Below are 18,491 nucleotides of genomic sequence, written 5' to 3' on the forward strand. Positions count from 1 at the left end.
TTAAAGTCCGTTTCTTTGTTTTAATAATGCCGGTTGTAATGTTATGTTTCGGCTAAAGCCATTTGAATGTTGGCTTTTTTATGTAAACGGGCTAAAGCCCGTTCCTATTGAATTGCATTAGTGATATTAGTGAAAATATTAGTATCATTAGTATTAAAATGGAAATCTTGTATAAAAACAATCTATCCACAGTCTTTGTCACTCCGTAGGAGTCTCAATATATTTTATAAACCAATTATAGTATAGATTCCTTCGGAATGACAAAGGTAACGCTACAACTTTAGTGCAGATAAAGTTCTTATGTCTTAACGCTTTCAACCCTTTTTTTGATTATCAAGAGCGTAAAAATAATTCTGAAAAATATTCAAAATATCAAATGTTAAAGAATAATAAAATTCACGTCAACCCGTTTAGATAATATAATTTCCGTAAATTTGGATGAATTCAAAAAGAAAAAAATGAAAAATCTTTTTTTAAGTATATGTACAGCTGCAGTTTTGGCTTCATGTGGATCCATGACGAGCCCGTCTGCGTCTAAAGTAGGAAAGGCTCAGCCTGCTCTTGCCAATACAAAATGGACATTGGCTGACAATGTAAAAGGTAAAATCCCGACATTGAATATTGAAGGAGAGAAGATCACAGGAAATGCCGGATGTAACAACTATTTCGGAACGGCTTCAATAGATCCTTCTACAGGTGGTTTTACAGCAGGACAAATGGGATCTACAAAAATGATGTGTAATAACATCGGAGTAGAGCAGAATTTTATGGATATGATGGGAAAAGCAAATAAATATGTAATTTCCGGAAATACTTTAGAATTGTATAAAGACAATCTTTTATTATTGAAGTTCAATAAATCAGAATAAAAAACAAAAGGAACTCAATTGAGTTCCTTTTTTATGTTTAGAGTGTTATTAATCTTCCTCTTCTTCGTCGTACTTAGCCAACTCTTCGTCGCACCATTTAAACGCTGCTTCTACTACTTTAGTAGCTTCGTCTGCCATAGTTTCTTCATCATCACCTTCAAGATCATCTAACCACTCAACTTCTTCTTCCTCAACGTTTAAGATAAATCTTGGGTATTCTGTATGAACTACGAATAGATCTTCTGGAAACTCCGAATTATCTGCTAATAAAAACTTTGGTAATTTCATTTTTTTAATGTTTTAACTTTCTCAAAGATAAATAAAATTATTGACTTTAAAATTACTTCAAAAACATTTTTGAAACTTTTTCAGCTTTTTTACTTTCAGAATAATCGTAGAATCCTTCACCTGATTTTACTCCAAGTTTCCCTGCTGTTACCATATTTACCAGCAATGGGTTAGGTGCATATTTCGGGTTTTTGAAACCATCATACATTACGTTCAGGATGGCAAGGCATACATCAAGACCAATAAAGTCTGCCAGCTGAAGCGGCCCCATCGGATGTGCCATTCCCAATTTCATTACGGTATCAATTTCTTCTACACCAGCCACTCCGTTATAAAGCGTTTCGATAGATTCATTGATCATTGGCATCAAAATTCTGTTAGCCACAAAACCTGGATAGTCATTCACTTCTACAGGAACTTTACCCAAAGTTTTGCTCATTTCATAAACTGCATCAAAAGTCTCCTTGGAAGTAGAATATCCTTTAATGATTTCTACCAGTTTCATAATCGGAACCGGGTTCATGAAGTGCATCCCGATTACTTTGTCAGCTCTTTTGGTAGCTGCTGCAATTTTTGTGATAGATATAGATGAAGTATTGGTTGCAAGAATACAGTTTGCAGGAGCCAGTTCATCCATCTGACCAAAGATCTTCAGTTTAAGATCAATATTTTCTGTAGCAGCTTCTACAATAAGGTCTGCAGCACCAGCAGCATCGTTAAGTGCTGTAAAAGTAGTGATGTTGCCTAAAGTTTCAGCTTTTTGCTCCTCTGTAAGATTTCCTTTTGCAATGATTCTGTCAAGATTGGTAGTAATGGTTTTTAAACCTCTGTCCAGAGCTTCCTGAGATACATCTACAAGATTTACTTTAAAACCGCTTTGTGCGAAAGTATGTGCAATACCATTTCCCATGGTTCCCGCTCCGATAACTACAATGTTTTTGATCATTTTTCCTTTATTTTTTATAGATAGTTAAATTTTTTACGTCTGTAAGATCCGATTGTGTGACAACAGCTGTAGAATCAAAGAAAACGTTTCCTGTACTTTGAGTCTTCTTACTGTTATTCTGATTGGAAACAGTAGCTGTTAATCCTCTTATAAGTCGTTTTTTTTGATTCTTTGTAAGAAAGTCTGTGCCAATGTATAACGCGTATTCACCTTCTCTTCCTCTTCCTTTTTGTATCAGTACTTCCAGGCTTTTTATCTGGCTTTTATTCCTGAATTCTTTCAGAAAACTCATGACGGGCTTATCAGATGGCGGACCACAGCATACGCTTCCATAGCTGATCTCTAAATAATTCTGATTCTTCTGTGAGTAAAAGAATGTGAAAGCCAGCAGAGCCGTTGTTACTATTATTTTTTTCATGTTAAAAATCGCTTTAAAAATAAGCTTAAAATTCTATTTATTAAAATATTCCCAAACCTCCTTAGAAATATCAGAAATCATCCTGCAGTTTACCGCATCGGTTTCCGTTGAATTACTGACAAATACAGCTAATGCATAATGTTTACCATTAGGAAGAGTAACGATGCCAATTTCATTTTCTGCCCCCGTTAAACCTGCACTATTTTTCCCGGAAGCTCCCGTTTTTCTGGCGACAGGAGTATTTTTGGGAAGTTGTTCTACCATTTTGTTTAATCCTGTTGAAGTAGACAGCATTACCTGCATCAGATAATCTGTTGATTTTTTTGATAATAATTTTCCGTCATAAAACTTTTTCAGAACATCAACTGCCGATTTTGTGGTGCTGTAATTTTCATATTGAACTTTCCAGTCTTTATGCATTGCCTCTTCATTATATTTGATCTGAAAACCCTTTACCCCTTTGGAATCCATGAATTTCTGTACAGGCTGGGTTCCTCCCAATAGCGTAAGAAGGATGTCACAGCCATTATTATCACTTTTGGCAACAGTATATTCAATCACTTCGCTTAATGGAACTTCAACATTTCCTCCCGGATACTTATCACGAAGCGGAGACCATGTATTTTCAAGTAAATTTGATTTATCCAATTTAATTTTCTGATCCAGAGAAAGCTTTCCATGATCTACAGCATTTAGAACTGCAGCTGCAATGTGGAATTTGAAGACACTTTGCATCGGAAGCTTTTTATCCGCATTTTTATGATAAGTAAAACCATTTTCAAAACCCAGTACAGAAACTCCTACTGTTGCTTTTTTGTTCTTAAGAATTGAATGTATTTTTTGTTCCAATAGGGATGTCTGAGCAAATGTGAATGCAGAAATCAGAAGAAAAAGAAATGCTGTTTTTTTCATAATACCGAAAATTAAAAAGCTCTCCTTTGATGATCAAAAGAGAGCTGCAATTTAAGATATTTATTACTATTTTACTTCAAAATAATTCAGATTGACACCATCATTTTCAAAGAATATTCTGATGCTGTTTTCCCCTTTCTGAAGGCTGATATTTTTTACGGAAACCGTTTTCCAGTTCTCATTTCCTCCACTGGAAGCTAATGATACTGCCGCTAAAACTTTTCCTGAAGCCGTTTCAATTCTTATTTTTAAATCATTGGCGGCGGCATACCGGATGTCAAATGTATAATTTTTATCTCCTTTTGACTGAACAGTATACTGAAGCCATTCCCCGGATTCTGTTTTTCCTACATAATACTGATTGGTGATTTTATCATTACACTTATAAATATCTACACCATCATTTCTCATTTGCTGCCCGGAGTTCCACTCTGATCTTTTTGCCGGATCACTTACCCATAGATTAATGAAATCCTTGTCCAGATAAGCAGAACCCATTCTCCCCAAATCATATTCTGAAGCGAATATTCTTCCCGGAACCTGATGATTTTTAAATGGTTTTGTAGAAGCATCCTTTGTCTGTCTGAACATCGCATCAATAACATCTTTTTTGATTTCCGTATTGCTCAGTTTGTAGTTATCAGCGATTTGCATCAGAGCTTTTTTTGCATATTCTTTAGAAGGCTTTTCACCTCCATTTCTCCAGTAGCCCAAAAGCTTTTCATATTCAGGTGTGATTTTGACATTGGTGATTCCGGCAATATTATCAATCTTCTTCATCGGCCAGAATGCATATCCTATATTATGTTGATCCAAAAGCTGAATAAGCTCAGTAAACCAGACATTAGAGTTTTCACCCGTCTCACCAAGCCAGATCGGAATATTATATTTCTCCCGAAGGTCCAGGGCAAATTTCAGTGTTTGATCATCATTGTAATTCCAGTACTTATGAAAACTGAAAGCCATATTGTTGTCCCAGATGGCCGGTAGTCCGTTATAATTATTTCCCCAGCCATTTCCTTCAATAAAAATAATATGCTTTTTATCAACCTCTCTGATGGCAGCCGTGATATCCTTCTGGAGCTTCCAAAGCGGTGCATTAGACATTTCATCAGTACCGTTTGGATTTTTGCCTGTGAAATTGATATTAGGCTCATTAATCAGGTCGTAGCCTCCAATCCATGGACTGTCTTTATATCGTTCAGCCAGTTTTTTCCAAAGAGCTATGGTTTTTCTCTGATTCTCTTCATTGGCCCAAAGCGAAGGTTTGGACTTATCATTATCAGAAATATTAACATCATTTCCCTGACCTCCTGGAGCCGCGTGAAGATCAAGGATGAGGTAGATTTTATTATCAGCACACCATTGAAGCAGATCATCGGTCATTTTAAATCCTTCTTCCAGCCATGTATCTTTTCCTTTTACTGATTCTTTTTCAATCGGAAGCGTGTAAAGATTATAATGCATAGGAAGTCGTATCGAATTGAATCCTGATTTTGCCAGAAAATCAATATCCTGTCTGGTGATTCCGTTTTTCAGATAAGCTTTGTAAAACTCATTCATTCCGTCTTCACCAATTAACTCAGCAATTTTCTCCTTAATTTTATATTGAGGACCGGCAAAGTCAGCTGTTTTCAGCATATAACCTTCCTGAAGCATCCAGCCGCCCGGGCCAAGACCTCTCAATTGGATATTTTCACCTTTATCATTAACGATTTTTTGCCCGGAAGTCTTTAGTAATTGTGATGTCCCAAATTGAGACAATAAAACTGCGGATAATAGAATGGCTCTTTTCATAGTAGTTTCAATGGTTTAAAATAATAGGAGAATATTAGAAATTATAATGAACGATGACATCATAAAATGAAACTGTATTCAGATCATTGAGTGTGTCGGATATCCATATATGTAAAACAAAATCTTTCAATACTTTATTGAATTATTCTTCAAATATATTGTTTTTTTGTTTTGAAAAGTTTTTTTTATTGATAAATCAGTAATTATTAATAAAAAATTTTTATTTCATTAAATAAGTAAAGCAGGAATTAGCTAAATAATTCTACAGCTTCATCAAATCGATTAAAAATCGATTTAACCTTTGCTTACTTAAAATAATGTGTAACTAAAATTGAAACCTTTGCGTTTTAAAACTAATAATAACCTTAGAAATTAAAAATGCTACCTCATAATCATTCTTTTGATTATAAGATAGCATTGTATGTATGGCTGTCATAAAAAACAGCATATTTTTATTTTTAGCTGATCAGCCTCATGATTTCCAAAGCAACTTTCAATGCTTCAGTTCCGTCTTCAAGAGAAACCTCTACATTTTTATCGCCTGTGATGGCATCCGCAAAAGAATTCAATTCATCCAGAATAGCATTGTTGGACTGAATATTCGGGTATTCAAACAGAATCTGATTCTTTTCCCCATCCGCATTTTCAATGATCATATCAAATGGAGTAGGGCTTTCAGGAGCATCCTTCATTCTGATCACTTCAGCCTTTTTCTCAAGGAAATCTACAGAGATATAAGCATCTTTCTGGAAGAATCTGCTTTTTCTCATAGCTTTCATAGAAATTCTGGAGGTGGTAAGGTTGGCCACACATCCGTTTTCAAACTCTATCCTTGCATTGGCGATATCCGGAGTCTTGCTTACCACACAAACACCGCTTGCATGGATGTTTTTAACTTTAGATTTAGCCATGCTCAATAGAATATCCAGATCATGGATCATAAGGTCAAGTACTACAGAAACATCTGTCCCGCGGGGATTAAATTCTGCCAGTCTGTGTATTTCAATGAACATAGGATTGCTGATATATTCCTTAGTGGCAATAAAAGCCGGATTGTATCTTTCAACGTGTCCTACCTGTGCTTTGATCCCTTTTTCCTGGCATAAACGTAAAATTTCTTCTGCCTGCTCAAGAGTCTGTGTTACCGGTTTTTCAATAAAGAAATGAAGACCTTTTTCGATAGCTTTTAGAGCATAATCATAATGATAAACTGTAGGAGTGACAATATCAAGCATGTCAATCTGCTCAAGCAACGCATCAAAATTTTCAAAATATTTATATCCGAATTCGGCCTCTAATTTCTTTCCGTTTTCAACATCTTTATCATGGAAACCTACAAATTCATATCTATCTGATTGATTAAGAAGTTTTAAATGTATTTTTCCCAAGTGTCCGGCACCTACCAAACCTGCTTTTAACATAGCTGTATTAAATTTTTGTAAATATAGTGAATGTACATTTATAAAATACATGACTTTTCACTTGGAGATATTTAAGAATGAACGCATGTATTCATTAAAGAAATTACAGTAAATTCACGATCAGAAAAATAACTATGAAAAGGATAATTTCGATATTACTCATCTTAGGATTATGTACTGCCGGATGTATAGGAGACAGTCCATATGACCCGCAGGCTAAATGTGGAACACCGGAAAATTTGATATTTGAAAAAGGAAGTAACCAGCTTTCCTGGAATATGATTAGCCAGGGCGAAGGATATTATGAAATACAGTATGGAGAGCAAGGTTTTACTTTAGGAAATGGAACAACAGTTGTAACCTATAAGAATTCCTATAATCTTCCATTGTATAAGGATAATAAATATGACCTTTATGTAAGAAAAAATTGTGGAACAGCCAATGGACGGAGCAACTGGGCGGGACCTGTTACCGTTTTAGCCGGTAATACAACAACCTGTATAAAACCCGGATATGCAACGTATTCAAAAACGACTTCCTCCGTTTATTCTTCCACTTTTGATGCTACAGTAACATGGGAAAATGATGGTATTTCTGCTTATGAAACTGTTTTGACAACCAGTTCTGCACCACCTGCGAGTGGAGAATTAGTGATTTCAGGTCAAAAAGCAATTTATATAGGATTAACTAAAACAGTGAACTATAACTTTTTTGTGAGAAAAAGATGTACTGATAATACCTTCAGCGATTTTTACGGACCTTATCCGATAAAATGGAATTAATAAATAAGAATAAAGCGGTCATTTTTAGACTGCTTTCTTTTTGTGGATAATTCTTTGCCCCAATTTCTGGAATCTAATTTCTAATTTCTTACTTTTGTCAAATGCAGGATTCGTTTGTACATAAAGGAAAAAGAAAGATTTTAGTAGATTACCTTCGGCAAAGAATTGGAATTTCAGACGAAAATGTACTTTCGGCAATGAGTGAAGTTCCAAGACATCTTTTTATCGAAAGTATTTTTGAAGACTTTGCCTATGAAGACAGAGCATTTCCCATTCTGGCACATCAGACCATTTCCCACCCTTCAACGGTCGCAGAACAGTCTGAGCTTCTGCAGGTAAAACCAGGCGAGAAAGTTCTGGAGATTGGCACCGGATGCGGATATCAGACTGCCGTTTTATTGGCTATGAAAGCCCATGTATATACTGTAGAAAGGCAGAAAGATCTGTTTGATTTTTCCAAAAAGAAACTCAGAGAACTTCATCTGTTTCCAAAATTTCAGAGCTTTGGAGATGGCTTTGCCGGGCTTCCTACTTTTGCTCCCTTTGATAAAATCATTGTAACCTGTGGTGCTTCCACCTTACCAACAGAGCTTTTAAAACAACTGAACGTCGGAGGAATAATGGTGATTCCGTTGGGACCTACCGATGAACAGGTTTTATACAGATTTACCAAAATAGGTCCTACAGAATTTGAAAAAGAAGAATTCGGAGCTTATAAATTTGTTCCGATGCTTGGAAAAACCAATCAATAATTATCAGGATTAAACGGAACTGGTAGACCTGCTGGTCTCAAACACCAGTTCTGTTGAATACCAATTTTATAAATAGGAACGGGCTTTAGTCCGTTTTTTTTATCAATAGATATTCAATTGGCTTTAGCCAAAATTTAAAATATTTTAACTCATTTCGGAATGAAAATTGGACTCATATAAGAACCCAATCACTAAAATCTATAATATGGACACGAACAGATTCAAAGCGTCACATGATTTTAGTAATCTTCAGAAAAACCTGAATAATAATCCAGGATATAGCGTAGAAAGTTATTCCCAGCAGGTAAAAGATTACATTCATGACATGAAAAGCAGGAATCAGGAAGCAACCCAACATGGATTTATGACACAGGCTCAAAAATCTGCGAAGGAAGTTCGGACAGAAATTCAGGAAATTGCTTCTGAAGCCTGGGGGAAGAACAAAGACCATTCAGATGAAAAGAAATAATTTTTAATATTAAAGTTCAGGAACCTTACTTTTTGCAAGTGAGGTTTTTTATTTAGAATCATTAATCCATAACAATGAAAGTCTTTATCAATAAAAGAATTCCCGAAACAGGAATTAAAATGCTGGAAGAGGCAGGATTGGAAGTTACCCTTCCCGAAAAAGAAAACCTTTCTTATGAAGAATGGCTGAGTTACTGTAAAAGTACCGATACTATTTTAAGTATTGGAGCAGAATTTAAATATGACAGAAACTTCTTTGAATCCTGTCCGAATGTTAAAGCCATTGCTTTATATTCTGTGGGGTTTGATCATGTAGATATCAAAGAAGCTACCCAAAGGAATATTCCGGTGGGCAATACTCCTGATGTTTTGAGCAAAGCAACTTCAGATGTTGCTTTTTTACTTATGCAGTCGGTGGCAAGAAGAGCAAGTTATAATTTCCGGAAAGTAAAAGACGGAAGCTGGGGTGCATTTGATCCTTTGGATGCTTTGGGACAGGAGCTTTATGGAAAAACATTGGGGATTTTCGGACTGGGACGTATCGGGTATGAAATGGCTGAAAAATCAAAAAAGGCTTTTGGAATGAATATCATCTACCACAACCGCCATCATAACAAAGAAGCAGAACAGGAATTGGGAGCAGTTTATGTTTCTTTTGAAGAGCTGATCAAAAACTCGGATGTATTAAGCGTTCATGCCAATTTTACCCCTGACCATAAAGAATTATTCAATGAGTCCATATTTGAACAGATGAAACCGGATGCTATTTTCATCAATACCGCCAGAGGAGGGTTTCACAATCAGAAAGATTTGTATCATGCATTGGTTGATAAGAAAATCTGGGGAGCAGGTCTGGATGTTACCAACCCGGAACCTATGTCTGCAGACGATCCTATTCTTGAACTTTCAAGTGTTTGCATCTTGCCACATATTGGTTCTGCTACTATTGAAGCCAGGAACGGGATGGCAAGACTGGCAGCAGGAAATATCATCGCTTTTTCAAAAAATGAAAAAATGCCGAATTGTGCAAATCCTGATGTTTATTCTGCTCATTCATTATAACTTGGAATTATTTTTGTTCTGATTATATAAACCTAAAATCTTAAATATCATGGCACCAGAGAAAAATATTAATCAACAAAACAAGAGGTTAGAACAGATGGATTATAACCCAAATGAAGATATATTTAAGAGAGAAAAACACATTTCGCTCGATGGAGACGGAAATCCTATTTTAGATGAAGATTTTGACGAGGATAAAATAGATAAAGGCTTAGATATTCCAGGAGCCGATAACGATGATGAAATGGAAGAAATAGGAGAAGAAGATGAAGAGAACAACTACTGGAGTCTCAGCGATAATGAAGATGATCATGAGGAAGAAAACGATGATGTTTTAACTTAAATTTTTACGTTATATGAACCAGCCTTATTGATATTTCAGTAAGGTTTTTTTTATGTTGAATAGCGACTTCTCTTAGTAAGGATAATTCCCCTCCTCTGGAGGGGTGGATTCAAAAATTTTTTAAATTTTTGAAGACGGGGTGGTCCCATAATGCAGCACAATAAAACCCTCCAATTCTTTCATCACCAAACTCAGATTATTCCTCACATCAAAATTACTAATCCTGAAAACCAATAACCCTAATGATTCAAGATATTCCTGCCTTATCCCATCATAAACCTGCTTTTCATCATGACTTGAACCATCTATTTCTATAAAGAGTCCTAAAGTTTTCACATAAAAATCAACAATATAATTTCCAATAATCCTCTGTCTGTCAAAATCAATCTTATGGAACTTTTTTGCACGGACTTTCTTCCAGAATATTACTTCACCCAGAATGCGGGCTTTGCGTTTTTCTTTTAATAATTCTTTTAAATGGGGATTGTAGGGAAGATTTTCTACGAAGTTCCTACGGATCGGAACTCCGTTGATAGCGGTAAGGATTTCTTTAAACCTATAAGCCATTTTCATCCTTTCACTTGCCTATATTTCCTAATTTGAATATCTTTAAAACTTCAAACATTGTTTAAAACATAGACCTTTAAATAGCAATATGACATTTCAAGAACAGATACAGCAGGGGATTCCTAATCAGCTGCCAAAACCAAAACCATACGAGATCAATATCAACCATGCTCCAAAACGTAAAGAAATTTTAGGAGAAGAAGAGAAAAAACTGGCGTTGAAGAATGCATTACGTTATTTCGATCCTCAGTTTCATGCAGAACTGATTCCTGAATTTAAGCAGGAACTGGAAGATTATGGAAGGATTTATATGTACCGTTTCCGTCCGGATTATGAAATGAAGGCAAGACCTATCACAGATTATCCCGGAAAATCTGAGCAGGCAAAAGCCATTATGCTGATGATTCAGAATAATCTGGATTATGCAGTAGCACAGCACCCTCACGAATTGATTACTTACGGTGGAAATGGAGCTGTATTTTCAAACTGGGCTCAGTATCTGCTGACAATGAAATATCTGTCAGAAATGAGTAATGAGCAGACATTGGTAATGTATTCAGGACATCCGATGGGATTGTTCCCGTCTCATAAAGATGCACCAAGAGTAGTTGTAACGAATGGAATGATGATCCCGAACTATTCTAAACCGGATGATTGGGAGAAGTTCAATGCATTAGGAGTAACCCAGTACGGGCAAATGACGGCTGGAAGTTATATGTATATTGGCCCTCAGGGGATTGTTCACGGGACAACAATTACTGCTTTGAATGCTTTCAGAAAGATCAAAAAAGAACCAAAAGGAGGACTTTTTGTTACTTCAGGATTAGGAGGGATGAGTGGTGCGCAGCCCAAAGCTGGTAATATTGCAGGTTGTGTAACTGTATGTGCGGAAGTAAATCCGAAGATTACAAAGATCCGTCATGATCAGAAATGGGTGAATGAAATTCATGAAGATCTTGATTCATTGGTGAAAAGAGTAAGAGAAGCACAGGCTAACAAAGAAACTGTTTCTCTGGCTTATCTTGGAAATATTGTTGATGTCTGGGAGAAATTCGATCAGGAAGATTTAAGAATTGATATCGGATCAGATCAGACTTCGCTTCACAATCCTTGGGCTGGTGGTTATTATCCGGTAGGACAAAGCTTTGAAGAATCTAATACAATGATGGCTGAAAACCCCGAATTATTCAAAGAAAAAGTTCAGGAAACGTTGAGAAGACACGCGGCTGCCATCAACAAACATACAGCGAAAGGAACCTATTTCTTCGATTATGGAAATGCCTTCTTATTGGAAGCATCCAGAGCCGGAGCAGATGTCATGGCAGAAAATCCGACATTGGGAAGAGAATTCAAATATCCGAGTTATGTACAGGATATTATGGGACCTATGTGTTTTGATTATGGTTTCGGGCCGTTCCGTTGGGTATGTTCCAGTGGAAATCAGGAAGATCTGCAGAAAACGGATGATATTGCGTGTGCAGTATTGGAAGAAATGGTAAAAAACTCTCCTGAAGAGATCCAGCAGCAGATGAAAGACAACATTCAATGGATCAAAGGAGCACAGGAAAACAAACTGGTAGTAGGTTCGCAGGCGAGAATCCTTTATGCAGACGCAGAAGGAAGAATGAAGATTGCAGAAGCCTTTAATAAAGCCATTAAAAACGGAGAAATAGGACCTGTGGTATTAGGTAGAGACCATCACGATGTTTCAGGAACAGATTCTCCTTACAGAGAGACCTCCAATATTTATGACGGGTCAAGATTTACTGCGGATATGGCTATTCACAATGTGATTGGTGACAGTTTCCGCGGGGCTACCTGGGTTTCTATTCACAATGGTGGTGGTGTAGGCTGGGGAGAAGTAATCAATGGAGGTTTCGGAATGCTTCTTGACGGAAGCGATGATGCCGACAGAAGACTGAAGTCTATGCTTTTCTGGGACGTAAACAACGGAATATCAAGAAGAAGCTGGGCAAGAAACGAAGGCGCTATTTTCGCCATTAAAAGAGCTATGGAAGTAGAACCGAACCTGAAAGTAACACTTCCAAACCTTGTAGACGAAAACTTATTATAATTCATAAAATTCAGCATTGGCAGCCATCAACAAAAAACTGTTTTCACACCTGAACGTAGAGGATGGTGATCCTGTATGGGAGAAATTTGCTGAGGTTGAATTTTCAAAGAAAAACATATTTACTGACAACAAAGCCTATCTTGTAGAAGATGGGCTTGTCCGTAAATATTATATCAACAGCACATCCGATATTGATACTGAAATCTGTTCAGAATTTTATTTTCCTGGTGATATTTTTACTGTGGAAGAAAAAAGTTCCGATGCCGTTTACGAGTCTATCAACAAAGGGTTGGCGTGGGAAATCACTCTGGATGAGGTGAAAAATCTGTTCGCTGTAAATCCGCACTGCCGTTTCGTGCAGAACTACTATCTGAGCAGAAAACTCAATGCAGCGATGAAAAGGGAAATGCTTTTACTGAAAAATACTCCGCAGGACCTCTATGAATACCTGCTGAAGAATAAACCTCATTACATTCAGAATATTCCTTTAAAATACCTGGCCTCTTATATCGGGATTACGCCTATTTCTTTAAGCAGAATTAGAAAAAGAATTTTGTAAGAAGCTGGAAATTTGAAGATAATAAAAGAAGTTATTAAGACTATATTATCTTGCTGAGTTTTTTTTAACGCAAAGCTTCAATTTTAAATCCACATTATTTTAAGTAAGCAAAGGATGAATCGATTTTCAATCGATTTGATGAAGTGTGCTCTTACCATTAGCTTAGACAACGGCTTTGCCACCTTAGAATCTGCAGTTAATAAATAAAAACTTTGCGTTTATAAATCCTTACTATTAATTCAAAGAAAAGACAATAGAACTGTAGAGAAATAATCACCTTCCATCCTCCAGCTCCCACCCTCAAAACGTTCTCATTAATTATCTTTTGTTTATTGACTGGCCTTCCGTAACTCTCTTCCTTTGCTGAAAAAAGAATATGGAAATACAAAAATTAAACTGGGCAGGTGTAAAACTTATTTCACATAACAAAACTATCCTGGTAGACGCAGTAGAAGATTTCTCTTACTATAAACCCGTTTTAGGTGATGCCGTAGAGAATCTTATAGAGTTTTCGGATCGTGTACAGGCAGATTACATTCTGTTTACGCATCTACATCTTGATCATTTTGATAAAGGAGTTATTAGGAAATGTTTAAAAAATAGCGGAAAACTGATTGTCTATGCAGGACTGGAATCTGTTGTGAAAAAAATAATAGATGACATAGAAATCATTGTTCTGAACCTTGACGAAACCTTTACAGAAAACAATATCACCTTCAAACCCGTATTTGCCATGGATGGAGTGGGAGAAGTACAATCCTCATGGATCGTAGATGATGGGGAAATAAAGATCTTTCACGGCGGAGATACCATCTGGCACAACCAGTTCTGGAAGCTTGGAAAAGAAAACCCAAACATAGATTATGCTTTCTTACCCGTAAACGGAGTAGTGGTTAACTTTGAGATTATCGGCTTACAATACAGTCCCGTTCCCGCTTCCCTTAATCTGAAAGAGGCCTTTGCAGCAGCGCATCTTCTGCATGCCAAAAAGCTGGTGCCCATCCATTACGGATTGTTTGCTCATGAGAAATGCTATATTCCTCAGGTTTTTGATGATCAGGATTTGAAAAACGTTTCGGAAGAAGTAGAACAGGAGTATATGGTTTTGAAGGATGGAGTGGTGTTGGTAGAATCTTAACATCAATAGGAACGGGCTTTAGCCCGTTTTCTTTTGTGTGTAATATGATTGGCTTTAGCCAAAACTTAATTTTAAATTTTGGCTAAAGCCCGATGCTATTGATGATCTTTCTTCATTTATTAAAAACGAACTTCAATTGTTATTTCATAGAATGTAAACTTCACTTGAAAATTCTAGATTCCACGCTCCACTTCGTTTCGCTCTGAATGACAAACATTGCGTATATTTAATTCACACAATTAGCGTAAAATTCTTCACTCTTTTGTCATTCCACAGGAATCTCAATAGAGATAAAAAGTCTGAAATACTTTGTCATTTTTCAGCAAAATTTAAAATATTAGAAAATTTCACAACTCTTTCCAACCTTTTCTGCCATTGGCTCATCTTTATAATAAAAGCTTACTATGAAAATTACGATACCAAAACCTTGTCATGAAAACTGGAATGCGATGTCACCAGATGAAAAAGGGAGGTTCTGTTCTGTTTGTTCCAAAACAGTTAGAGATTTTAGAAGAGCTGATGATGATGAAATTATAGATGTTTTTTCGAGGACTTCGGAAGAGATCTGTGGAAATTTTAATCCATCACAGCTCAACAGAGATTTAAATTATTCCTATATCAATTCTTTGTTGATAAAATTTGCGGTTGGTGTCATGCTGACAACGGGAGGAATTGTAAGTGTGAATGCACAGGAATGCGCGACTAAAAGTAATGTCATCAATCTACAGAATGGAATGCCAATGGGAAAGGTAATCAGTTCTCCTCCGGTGCTTCAAAATACAGATCATTTCCAAACACTTAGAATTGGAGGAGCTCCTTCAAGTGGAGCTGCATACAAACCGCTGTATATAGTAAACGGAAAAATATGTGAGTATGAGAAAGTAAAAGAGCTGGATCCAAATCTCATAAAAACTATGAATATTCTTAAGGGAGCTTCTGCTTCTGTAAAATATGGTGAAAAAGCCAAAGACGGAGTAGTAGTGATTACTACTAAAAAGAAAAGAAGATAAGGAAATAAAGCTCCGGCGATCGAAGATCGCCGGAGCTTTATTAAAATAATATATATTATTTTACAGCTGCAATAGCCGCTTCATAATTCGGTTCGTGAGAAATATCTGCCACCTGCTCTTCATAGATGATCTTTCCGGAAGGATCTATTACCACAACCGCTCTGCTCAGAAGACCTTTCATGGCAGAATCTACCAGTTCCACGCCATAGTTCCATCCAAAATCTGAACGGAAATCCGAAAGCATTATTACATTTTTAATTCCTTCGGCACCACAGAATCTTTTCTGTGCAAATGGAAGATCTTTGGAAATACACAGCACTACTGTATTAGGAAGATTTCCTGCCTCTTCGTTGAAATGGTGTACAGAAGCCGAACAAACACCAGTGTCTACACTAGGAAAGATATTTAAGATCACATTCTTCCCTTTGTAGGAATCCAACGTCTGATCATTCATATTCACATCTGTAAGGGTAAATTTAGGAGCTGGTTTGTTCAGAGCCGGCAATTTTGCATAGGTATGTACTTCTTTTCCTCCCATTAAAACGGTATTGATTGCTTTAGATTTTTGTGCAAAGCCCACTGCAGAGAAGAATAATAGTGTACTGAAAACTAATTTTGAAAACATGAAATTTATTTTTAGGCTAAATTATTCTTTTTTCAGGAGCTGAGATTAATTTTAATTCAAATAGATTAAATCTATGAGCAGATTGTTTTTTTCAAAACATTTTACTTTTACCTTTATATAACAAAACCTCCTTAGAAGGAGAATCCTATCACATAAAAAATAGAAAGATTTATGAGTTCAGAAAATACAGCATCATTCCATCACATTTTTAAGGGTGAAAATGAAATCCCGGAAGAATATAAAGTTCCGGTCATTCATCAGAGAACTTATCTTTTGAATGGCGAACTGGTAGAGTGGAACGGAGATGTCACCGAAATCTATTCCCCGGTGTGTATTCCTACAGAAAACGGATTAGAAAGAAAACTTTTGGGAAGTATTCCTAACATTGGCCCAAATGAGGCTATGGAAGTTCTTGAAGCCTGTGTAAAAGCTTATGATAACGGATTGGGCGAATGGCCTACAATGTCTGTAGAAGGACGCATTAAATGTATGCAGAAATTTGTATACCTGATGATCAAGCAAAGAGATCTTATCATTAGGTTACTGATGTGGGAAATCGGGAAAACGCTGGCTGATTCTACCAAAGAATTTGACCGTACTGTAGATTATATCAATCAGACCATTGATGCACTGAAAGATCTGGACAGAGAATCTTCCCGCTTTCAACAGGCAGAAGGAACCATTGCGCAGATCAGAAGAGCACCGCTTGGGGTGGTTTTAAGTATGGGACCATTCAATTATCCTCTGAACGAAATTTTTACCACCCTGATTCCCGCTTTGATTATGGGAAATACGATTCTGTTTAAACTGCCGAAACATGGGGTGTTGGCTCACTATCCATTATTAGAAGCTTTCAAAGAAGCATTCCCGAAAGGAACGGTGAATACTTTATATGGAAAAGGATCAGAAATTATCACCCCAATCATGGAAAGCGGAAAAGTGAATGTTCTTGCCTTCATTGGCTCCAGCAAGGTGGCTAACGGACTGAAAAAACTACACCCGAAAGTAAACCGCTTAAGAGCAATTCTTAGCTTAGATGCGAAAAATGCAGCTATTGTTACCAAAAATGCAAATCTGGATGTAGCGGTGAGCGAATGTATTTTAGGGGCGCTTTCCTTCAACGGACAGCGATGCACAGCATTGAAACTGATATTTGTTCAGAAAGAAATAGCTGAAGAATTTACAAAAAAATTGAGTGAAGCGGTTTCTGCTCTGAAACCGGGACTTCCATGGGAGAAAGACGTAAAAGTAACTCCGCTTCCGGAAGCCAACAAACCTCCTTACTTGAAAGAATGTATTGATGATGCTTTGCAGAAAGGAGCAGCCGTTTTGAATAAAGACGGAGGCTATACGGATGAATCTTTTGTTTTTCCGGCGGTAGTTTATCCTGTAAACAGTGATATGAAACTTTATCATGAGGAACAGTTTGGTCCGGTAATCCCTGTTGTTCCATTTGAAGACATAGAAGAACCTATAGAGTATCAGGTGAATGCTTCACACGGGATGCAGGTAAGTATTTTCAGTGAAGATCCGCAGGAAGTAGCAAAGCTGATCGACCCATTCGTGAATCTTGTAAGCCGTGTTAATATCAACTGCCAGGCACAAAGAGGGCCGGATGTTTTCCCTTTTACCGGAAGAAAAGACAGTGCAGAAGGAACGCTTTCTGTTTTTGATGCACTCCGTTCATTCTCAATCCGGTCATTGGTAGCCGCAAAACTTACAGAGTCCAATAAAGAATTACTCAATACTATTGTCAGAGAACACGATTCCAATTTTTTAAGCACAGATTATATTTTCTGATCATTTTGTATTTAACATAAATAAAAATCCTCAATAAATCTCTTTGTTTATTGAGGATTTTTTTAACTTAATGCCGGGAATTAGAGTTTTGTGTTATAATAAGATGATGTTTTTGGAAATATCATCTAAGGATCAGTGTGTAAATCATGTCTTCACCGGAAAAAGAGTTTTTAGAGAAAATAGAAAAGCACAAAGGTGTTGTTTTCAAGATCTCTAAAATGTATATGGATAATAAGGACGATCAGAATGATCTCTATCAGGAGATCATCTACCAGGCCTGGAAATCATACGGTGATTTTCAAAGGAGGAGTGATTTCTCCACATGGCTGTACAGAACTGCGCTAAACACAGCAATTGTTTTCCTGCGAAGTGAAAAAAAACGTAGTTTTATACAGAATCAGAATGTAGATGGGCTGAGTGCCCGCCAGGAACCTTATAATGATACGGATGATGTAAATATGAAGCTGATGTATGAAGCAATTCACCAGCTGAGTCCTATTGATAAAGCTCTTATATTTTTCTTTTTGGAAGGGTTTTCGGGAAAAGAAATTGCCATTCAGCTGGGAATTACTGAAGTCAATACAAGGGTAAAGCTGAAAAGGGCAAAAGAAAAGCTGAAAGAGATCATTACCAAACAAAGAGCAGGTTCTTATTAAAAGA

20 protein-coding genes are annotated in these 18,491 nt (G+C 36.7%); 12 read left to right on the forward strand and 8 right to left on the reverse strand.

Annotated features, from left to right (window positions below):
• Positions 1-458 precede the first annotated feature (458 nt).
• Complete coding sequence (locus tag SFA27_RS08460) at positions 459-869, forward strand: META domain-containing protein (RefSeq protein ID WP_047377637.1); 411 nt, start codon at positions 459-461, stop codon at positions 867-869.
• Positions 870-917: 48 nt separating this feature from the next.
• Here SFA27_RS08460 and SFA27_RS08465 read toward each other — a convergent pair whose 3' ends face one another.
• From SFA27_RS08465 to SFA27_RS08490, 6 genes are all read right to left on the reverse strand, one after another.
• The gene (locus SFA27_RS08465; RefSeq protein ID WP_002977986.1) at positions 918-1,157 is read right to left on the reverse strand and encodes a hypothetical protein; all 240 of its coding nucleotides are present in this window, start codon (positions 1,155-1,157) and stop codon (positions 918-920) included.
• A 52-nt stretch (positions 1,158-1,209) separates the two neighbouring features.
• Positions 1,210-2,100, reverse strand: coding sequence for a 3-hydroxybutyryl-CoA dehydrogenase (locus tag SFA27_RS08470; protein WP_185097842.1), 891 nt, complete (start codon positions 2,098-2,100; stop codon positions 1,210-1,212).
• 10 nt (positions 2,101-2,110) lie between these two features.
• Positions 2,111-2,521 (reverse strand): hypothetical protein, encoded by a 411-nt coding sequence (locus SFA27_RS08475; protein WP_264517588.1) that lies wholly within the window; start codon positions 2,519-2,521, stop codon positions 2,111-2,113.
• Positions 2,522-2,554: 33 nt separating this feature from the next.
• A complete protein-coding gene (gene bla-A / locus SFA27_RS08480; protein ID WP_407297648.1) occupies positions 2,555-3,433 on the reverse strand; it encodes a CGA/CIA family class A beta-lactamase in 879 nt (292 codons plus the stop codon).
• A gap of 66 nt (positions 3,434-3,499) precedes the next feature.
• Positions 3,500-5,230, reverse strand: coding sequence for a cellulase family glycosylhydrolase (locus SFA27_RS08485; protein WP_407297650.1), 1,731 nt, complete (start codon positions 5,228-5,230; stop codon positions 3,500-3,502).
• Between the two features lie 458 nt (positions 5,231-5,688).
• A complete protein-coding gene (locus tag SFA27_RS08490) occupies positions 5,689-6,651 on the reverse strand; it encodes a Gfo/Idh/MocA family protein (protein ID WP_407297652.1) in 963 nt (320 codons plus the stop codon).
• A gap of 134 nt (positions 6,652-6,785) precedes the next feature.
• Between SFA27_RS08490 and SFA27_RS08495 the strand changes: the two genes are divergently transcribed.
• The 5 genes from SFA27_RS08495 to SFA27_RS08515 all read left to right on the forward strand — a co-directional run bounded on the left by SFA27_RS08495 (position 6,786) and on the right by SFA27_RS08515 (position 10,058).
• Positions 6,786-7,433: a hypothetical protein gene (locus SFA27_RS08495; protein ID WP_407297654.1), complete on the forward strand. Its 648-nt coding sequence runs from the start codon at positions 6,786-6,788 to the stop codon at positions 7,431-7,433.
• 101 nt (positions 7,434-7,534) lie between these two features.
• On the forward strand, positions 7,535-8,185 hold the full coding sequence (locus tag SFA27_RS08500) for a protein-L-isoaspartate(D-aspartate) O-methyltransferase (protein ID WP_407297656.1): 651 nt from the start codon (positions 7,535-7,537) through the stop codon (positions 8,183-8,185).
• Between the two features lie 205 nt (positions 8,186-8,390).
• A complete protein-coding gene (locus SFA27_RS08505; protein WP_407297657.1) occupies positions 8,391-8,654 on the forward strand; it encodes a prevent-host-death protein in 264 nt (87 codons plus the stop codon).
• Positions 8,655-8,728: 74 nt separating this feature from the next.
• Positions 8,729-9,715 (forward strand): D-glycerate dehydrogenase, encoded by a 987-nt coding sequence (locus SFA27_RS08510; protein WP_047377628.1) that lies wholly within the window; start codon positions 8,729-8,731, stop codon positions 9,713-9,715.
• A gap of 49 nt (positions 9,716-9,764) precedes the next feature.
• The gene (locus SFA27_RS08515) at positions 9,765-10,058 is read left to right on the forward strand and encodes a hypothetical protein (RefSeq protein ID WP_047377627.1); all 294 of its coding nucleotides are present in this window, start codon (positions 9,765-9,767) and stop codon (positions 10,056-10,058) included.
• Positions 10,059-10,178: 120 nt separating this feature from the next.
• Here SFA27_RS08515 and SFA27_RS08520 read toward each other — a convergent pair whose 3' ends face one another.
• Positions 10,179-10,625 (reverse strand): endonuclease domain-containing protein, encoded by a 447-nt coding sequence (locus tag SFA27_RS08520; protein ID WP_407297658.1) that lies wholly within the window; start codon positions 10,623-10,625, stop codon positions 10,179-10,181.
• Between the two features lie 88 nt (positions 10,626-10,713).
• Here SFA27_RS08520 and SFA27_RS08525 point away from each other — a divergent pair, with 88 nt between their 5' ends.
• From SFA27_RS08525 to SFA27_RS08540, 4 genes are all read left to right on the forward strand, one after another.
• The gene (locus SFA27_RS08525) at positions 10,714-12,699 is read left to right on the forward strand and encodes a urocanate hydratase (protein WP_407297659.1); all 1,986 of its coding nucleotides are present in this window, start codon (positions 10,714-10,716) and stop codon (positions 12,697-12,699) included.
• A gap of 16 nt (positions 12,700-12,715) precedes the next feature.
• Positions 12,716-13,258, forward strand: coding sequence for a Crp/Fnr family transcriptional regulator (locus SFA27_RS08530; protein ID WP_047377624.1), 543 nt, complete (start codon positions 12,716-12,718; stop codon positions 13,256-13,258).
• A gap of 376 nt (positions 13,259-13,634) precedes the next feature.
• Entirely contained in the window at positions 13,635-14,396 is a 762-nt protein-coding gene (locus SFA27_RS08535) for an MBL fold metallo-hydrolase (protein WP_407297660.1), read from the forward strand.
• A 404-nt stretch (positions 14,397-14,800) separates the two neighbouring features.
• Entirely contained in the window at positions 14,801-15,406 is a 606-nt protein-coding gene (locus SFA27_RS08540) for a hypothetical protein (protein WP_407297661.1), read from the forward strand.
• Positions 15,407-15,461: 55 nt separating this feature from the next.
• On the opposite strand, the gene tpx is transcribed toward SFA27_RS08540, so the two are convergent.
• Positions 15,462-16,031: a thiol peroxidase gene (gene tpx, locus SFA27_RS08545; RefSeq protein WP_407297662.1), complete on the reverse strand. Its 570-nt coding sequence runs from the start codon at positions 16,029-16,031 to the stop codon at positions 15,462-15,464.
• Positions 16,032-16,202: 171 nt separating this feature from the next.
• On the opposite strand from tpx, the gene SFA27_RS08550 reads away from it, so the two are divergent.
• Positions 16,203-17,831 carry an NADP-dependent glyceraldehyde-3-phosphate dehydrogenase gene (locus tag SFA27_RS08550; protein ID WP_264517598.1) on the forward strand — a complete coding sequence of 543 codons (1,629 nt, stop codon included), beginning with the start codon at positions 16,203-16,205 and terminating at the stop codon, positions 17,829-17,831.
• 146 nt (positions 17,832-17,977) lie between these two features.
• Complete coding sequence (locus tag SFA27_RS08555; RefSeq protein WP_047377619.1) at positions 17,978-18,487, forward strand: RNA polymerase sigma factor; 510 nt, start codon at positions 17,978-17,980, stop codon at positions 18,485-18,487.
• Positions 18,488-18,491: the final 4 nt, after the last annotated feature.

The organism is Chryseobacterium sp. HR92, from assembly GCF_045689405.1.
GTDB lineage: Bacteria > Bacteroidota > Bacteroidia > Flavobacteriales > Weeksellaceae > Chryseobacterium > Chryseobacterium viscerum_A.

Bases quoted from the DNA above. Each gene is read 5' to 3' on its own strand.
- SFA27_RS08550 (WP_264517598.1), top strand. From the start codon at position 16,203: ATGAGTTCAGAAAATACAGCATCATTCCATCACATTTTTAAGGGTGAA.
- SFA27_RS08505 (WP_407297657.1), top strand. From the start codon at position 8,391: ATGGACACGAACAGATTCAAAGCGTCACATGATTTTAGTAATCTTCAG.
- SFA27_RS08555 (WP_047377619.1), top strand. From the start codon at position 17,978: ATGTCTTCACCGGAAAAAGAGTTTTTAGAGAAAATAGAAAAGCACAAA.
- SFA27_RS08535 (WP_407297660.1), top strand. From the start codon at position 13,635: ATGGAAATACAAAAATTAAACTGGGCAGGTGTAAAACTTATTTCACAT.
- SFA27_RS08500 (WP_407297656.1), top strand. From the start codon at position 7,535: ATGCAGGATTCGTTTGTACATAAAGGAAAAAGAAAGATTTTAGTAGAT.
- tpx (WP_407297662.1), bottom strand. From the start codon at position 16,031: ATGTTTTCAAAATTAGTTTTCAGTACACTATTATTCTTCTCTGCAGTG.
- SFA27_RS08520 (WP_407297658.1), bottom strand. From the start codon at position 10,625: ATGGCTTATAGGTTTAAAGAAATCCTTACCGCTATCAACGGAGTTCCG.
- SFA27_RS08540 (WP_407297661.1), top strand. From the start codon at position 14,801: ATGAAAATTACGATACCAAAACCTTGTCATGAAAACTGGAATGCGATG.
- SFA27_RS08490 (WP_407297652.1), bottom strand. From the start codon at position 6,651: ATGTTAAAAGCAGGTTTGGTAGGTGCCGGACACTTGGGAAAAATACAT.
- SFA27_RS08510 (WP_047377628.1), top strand. From the start codon at position 8,729: ATGAAAGTCTTTATCAATAAAAGAATTCCCGAAACAGGAATTAAAATG.
- SFA27_RS08525 (WP_407297659.1), top strand. From the start codon at position 10,714: ATGACATTTCAAGAACAGATACAGCAGGGGATTCCTAATCAGCTGCCA.
- SFA27_RS08515 (WP_047377627.1), top strand. From the start codon at position 9,765: ATGGCACCAGAGAAAAATATTAATCAACAAAACAAGAGGTTAGAACAG.
- SFA27_RS08485 (WP_407297650.1), bottom strand. From the start codon at position 5,230: ATGAAAAGAGCCATTCTATTATCCGCAGTTTTATTGTCTCAATTTGGG.
- SFA27_RS08465 (WP_002977986.1), bottom strand. From the start codon at position 1,157: ATGAAATTACCAAAGTTTTTATTAGCAGATAATTCGGAGTTTCCAGAA.
- SFA27_RS08475 (WP_264517588.1), bottom strand. From the start codon at position 2,521: ATGAAAAAAATAATAGTAACAACGGCTCTGCTGGCTTTCACATTCTTT.
- SFA27_RS08495 (WP_407297654.1), top strand. From the start codon at position 6,786: ATGAAAAGGATAATTTCGATATTACTCATCTTAGGATTATGTACTGCC.
- SFA27_RS08460 (WP_047377637.1), top strand. From the start codon at position 459: ATGAAAAATCTTTTTTTAAGTATATGTACAGCTGCAGTTTTGGCTTCA.
- bla-A (WP_407297648.1), bottom strand. From the start codon at position 3,433: ATGAAAAAAACAGCATTTCTTTTTCTTCTGATTTCTGCATTCACATTT.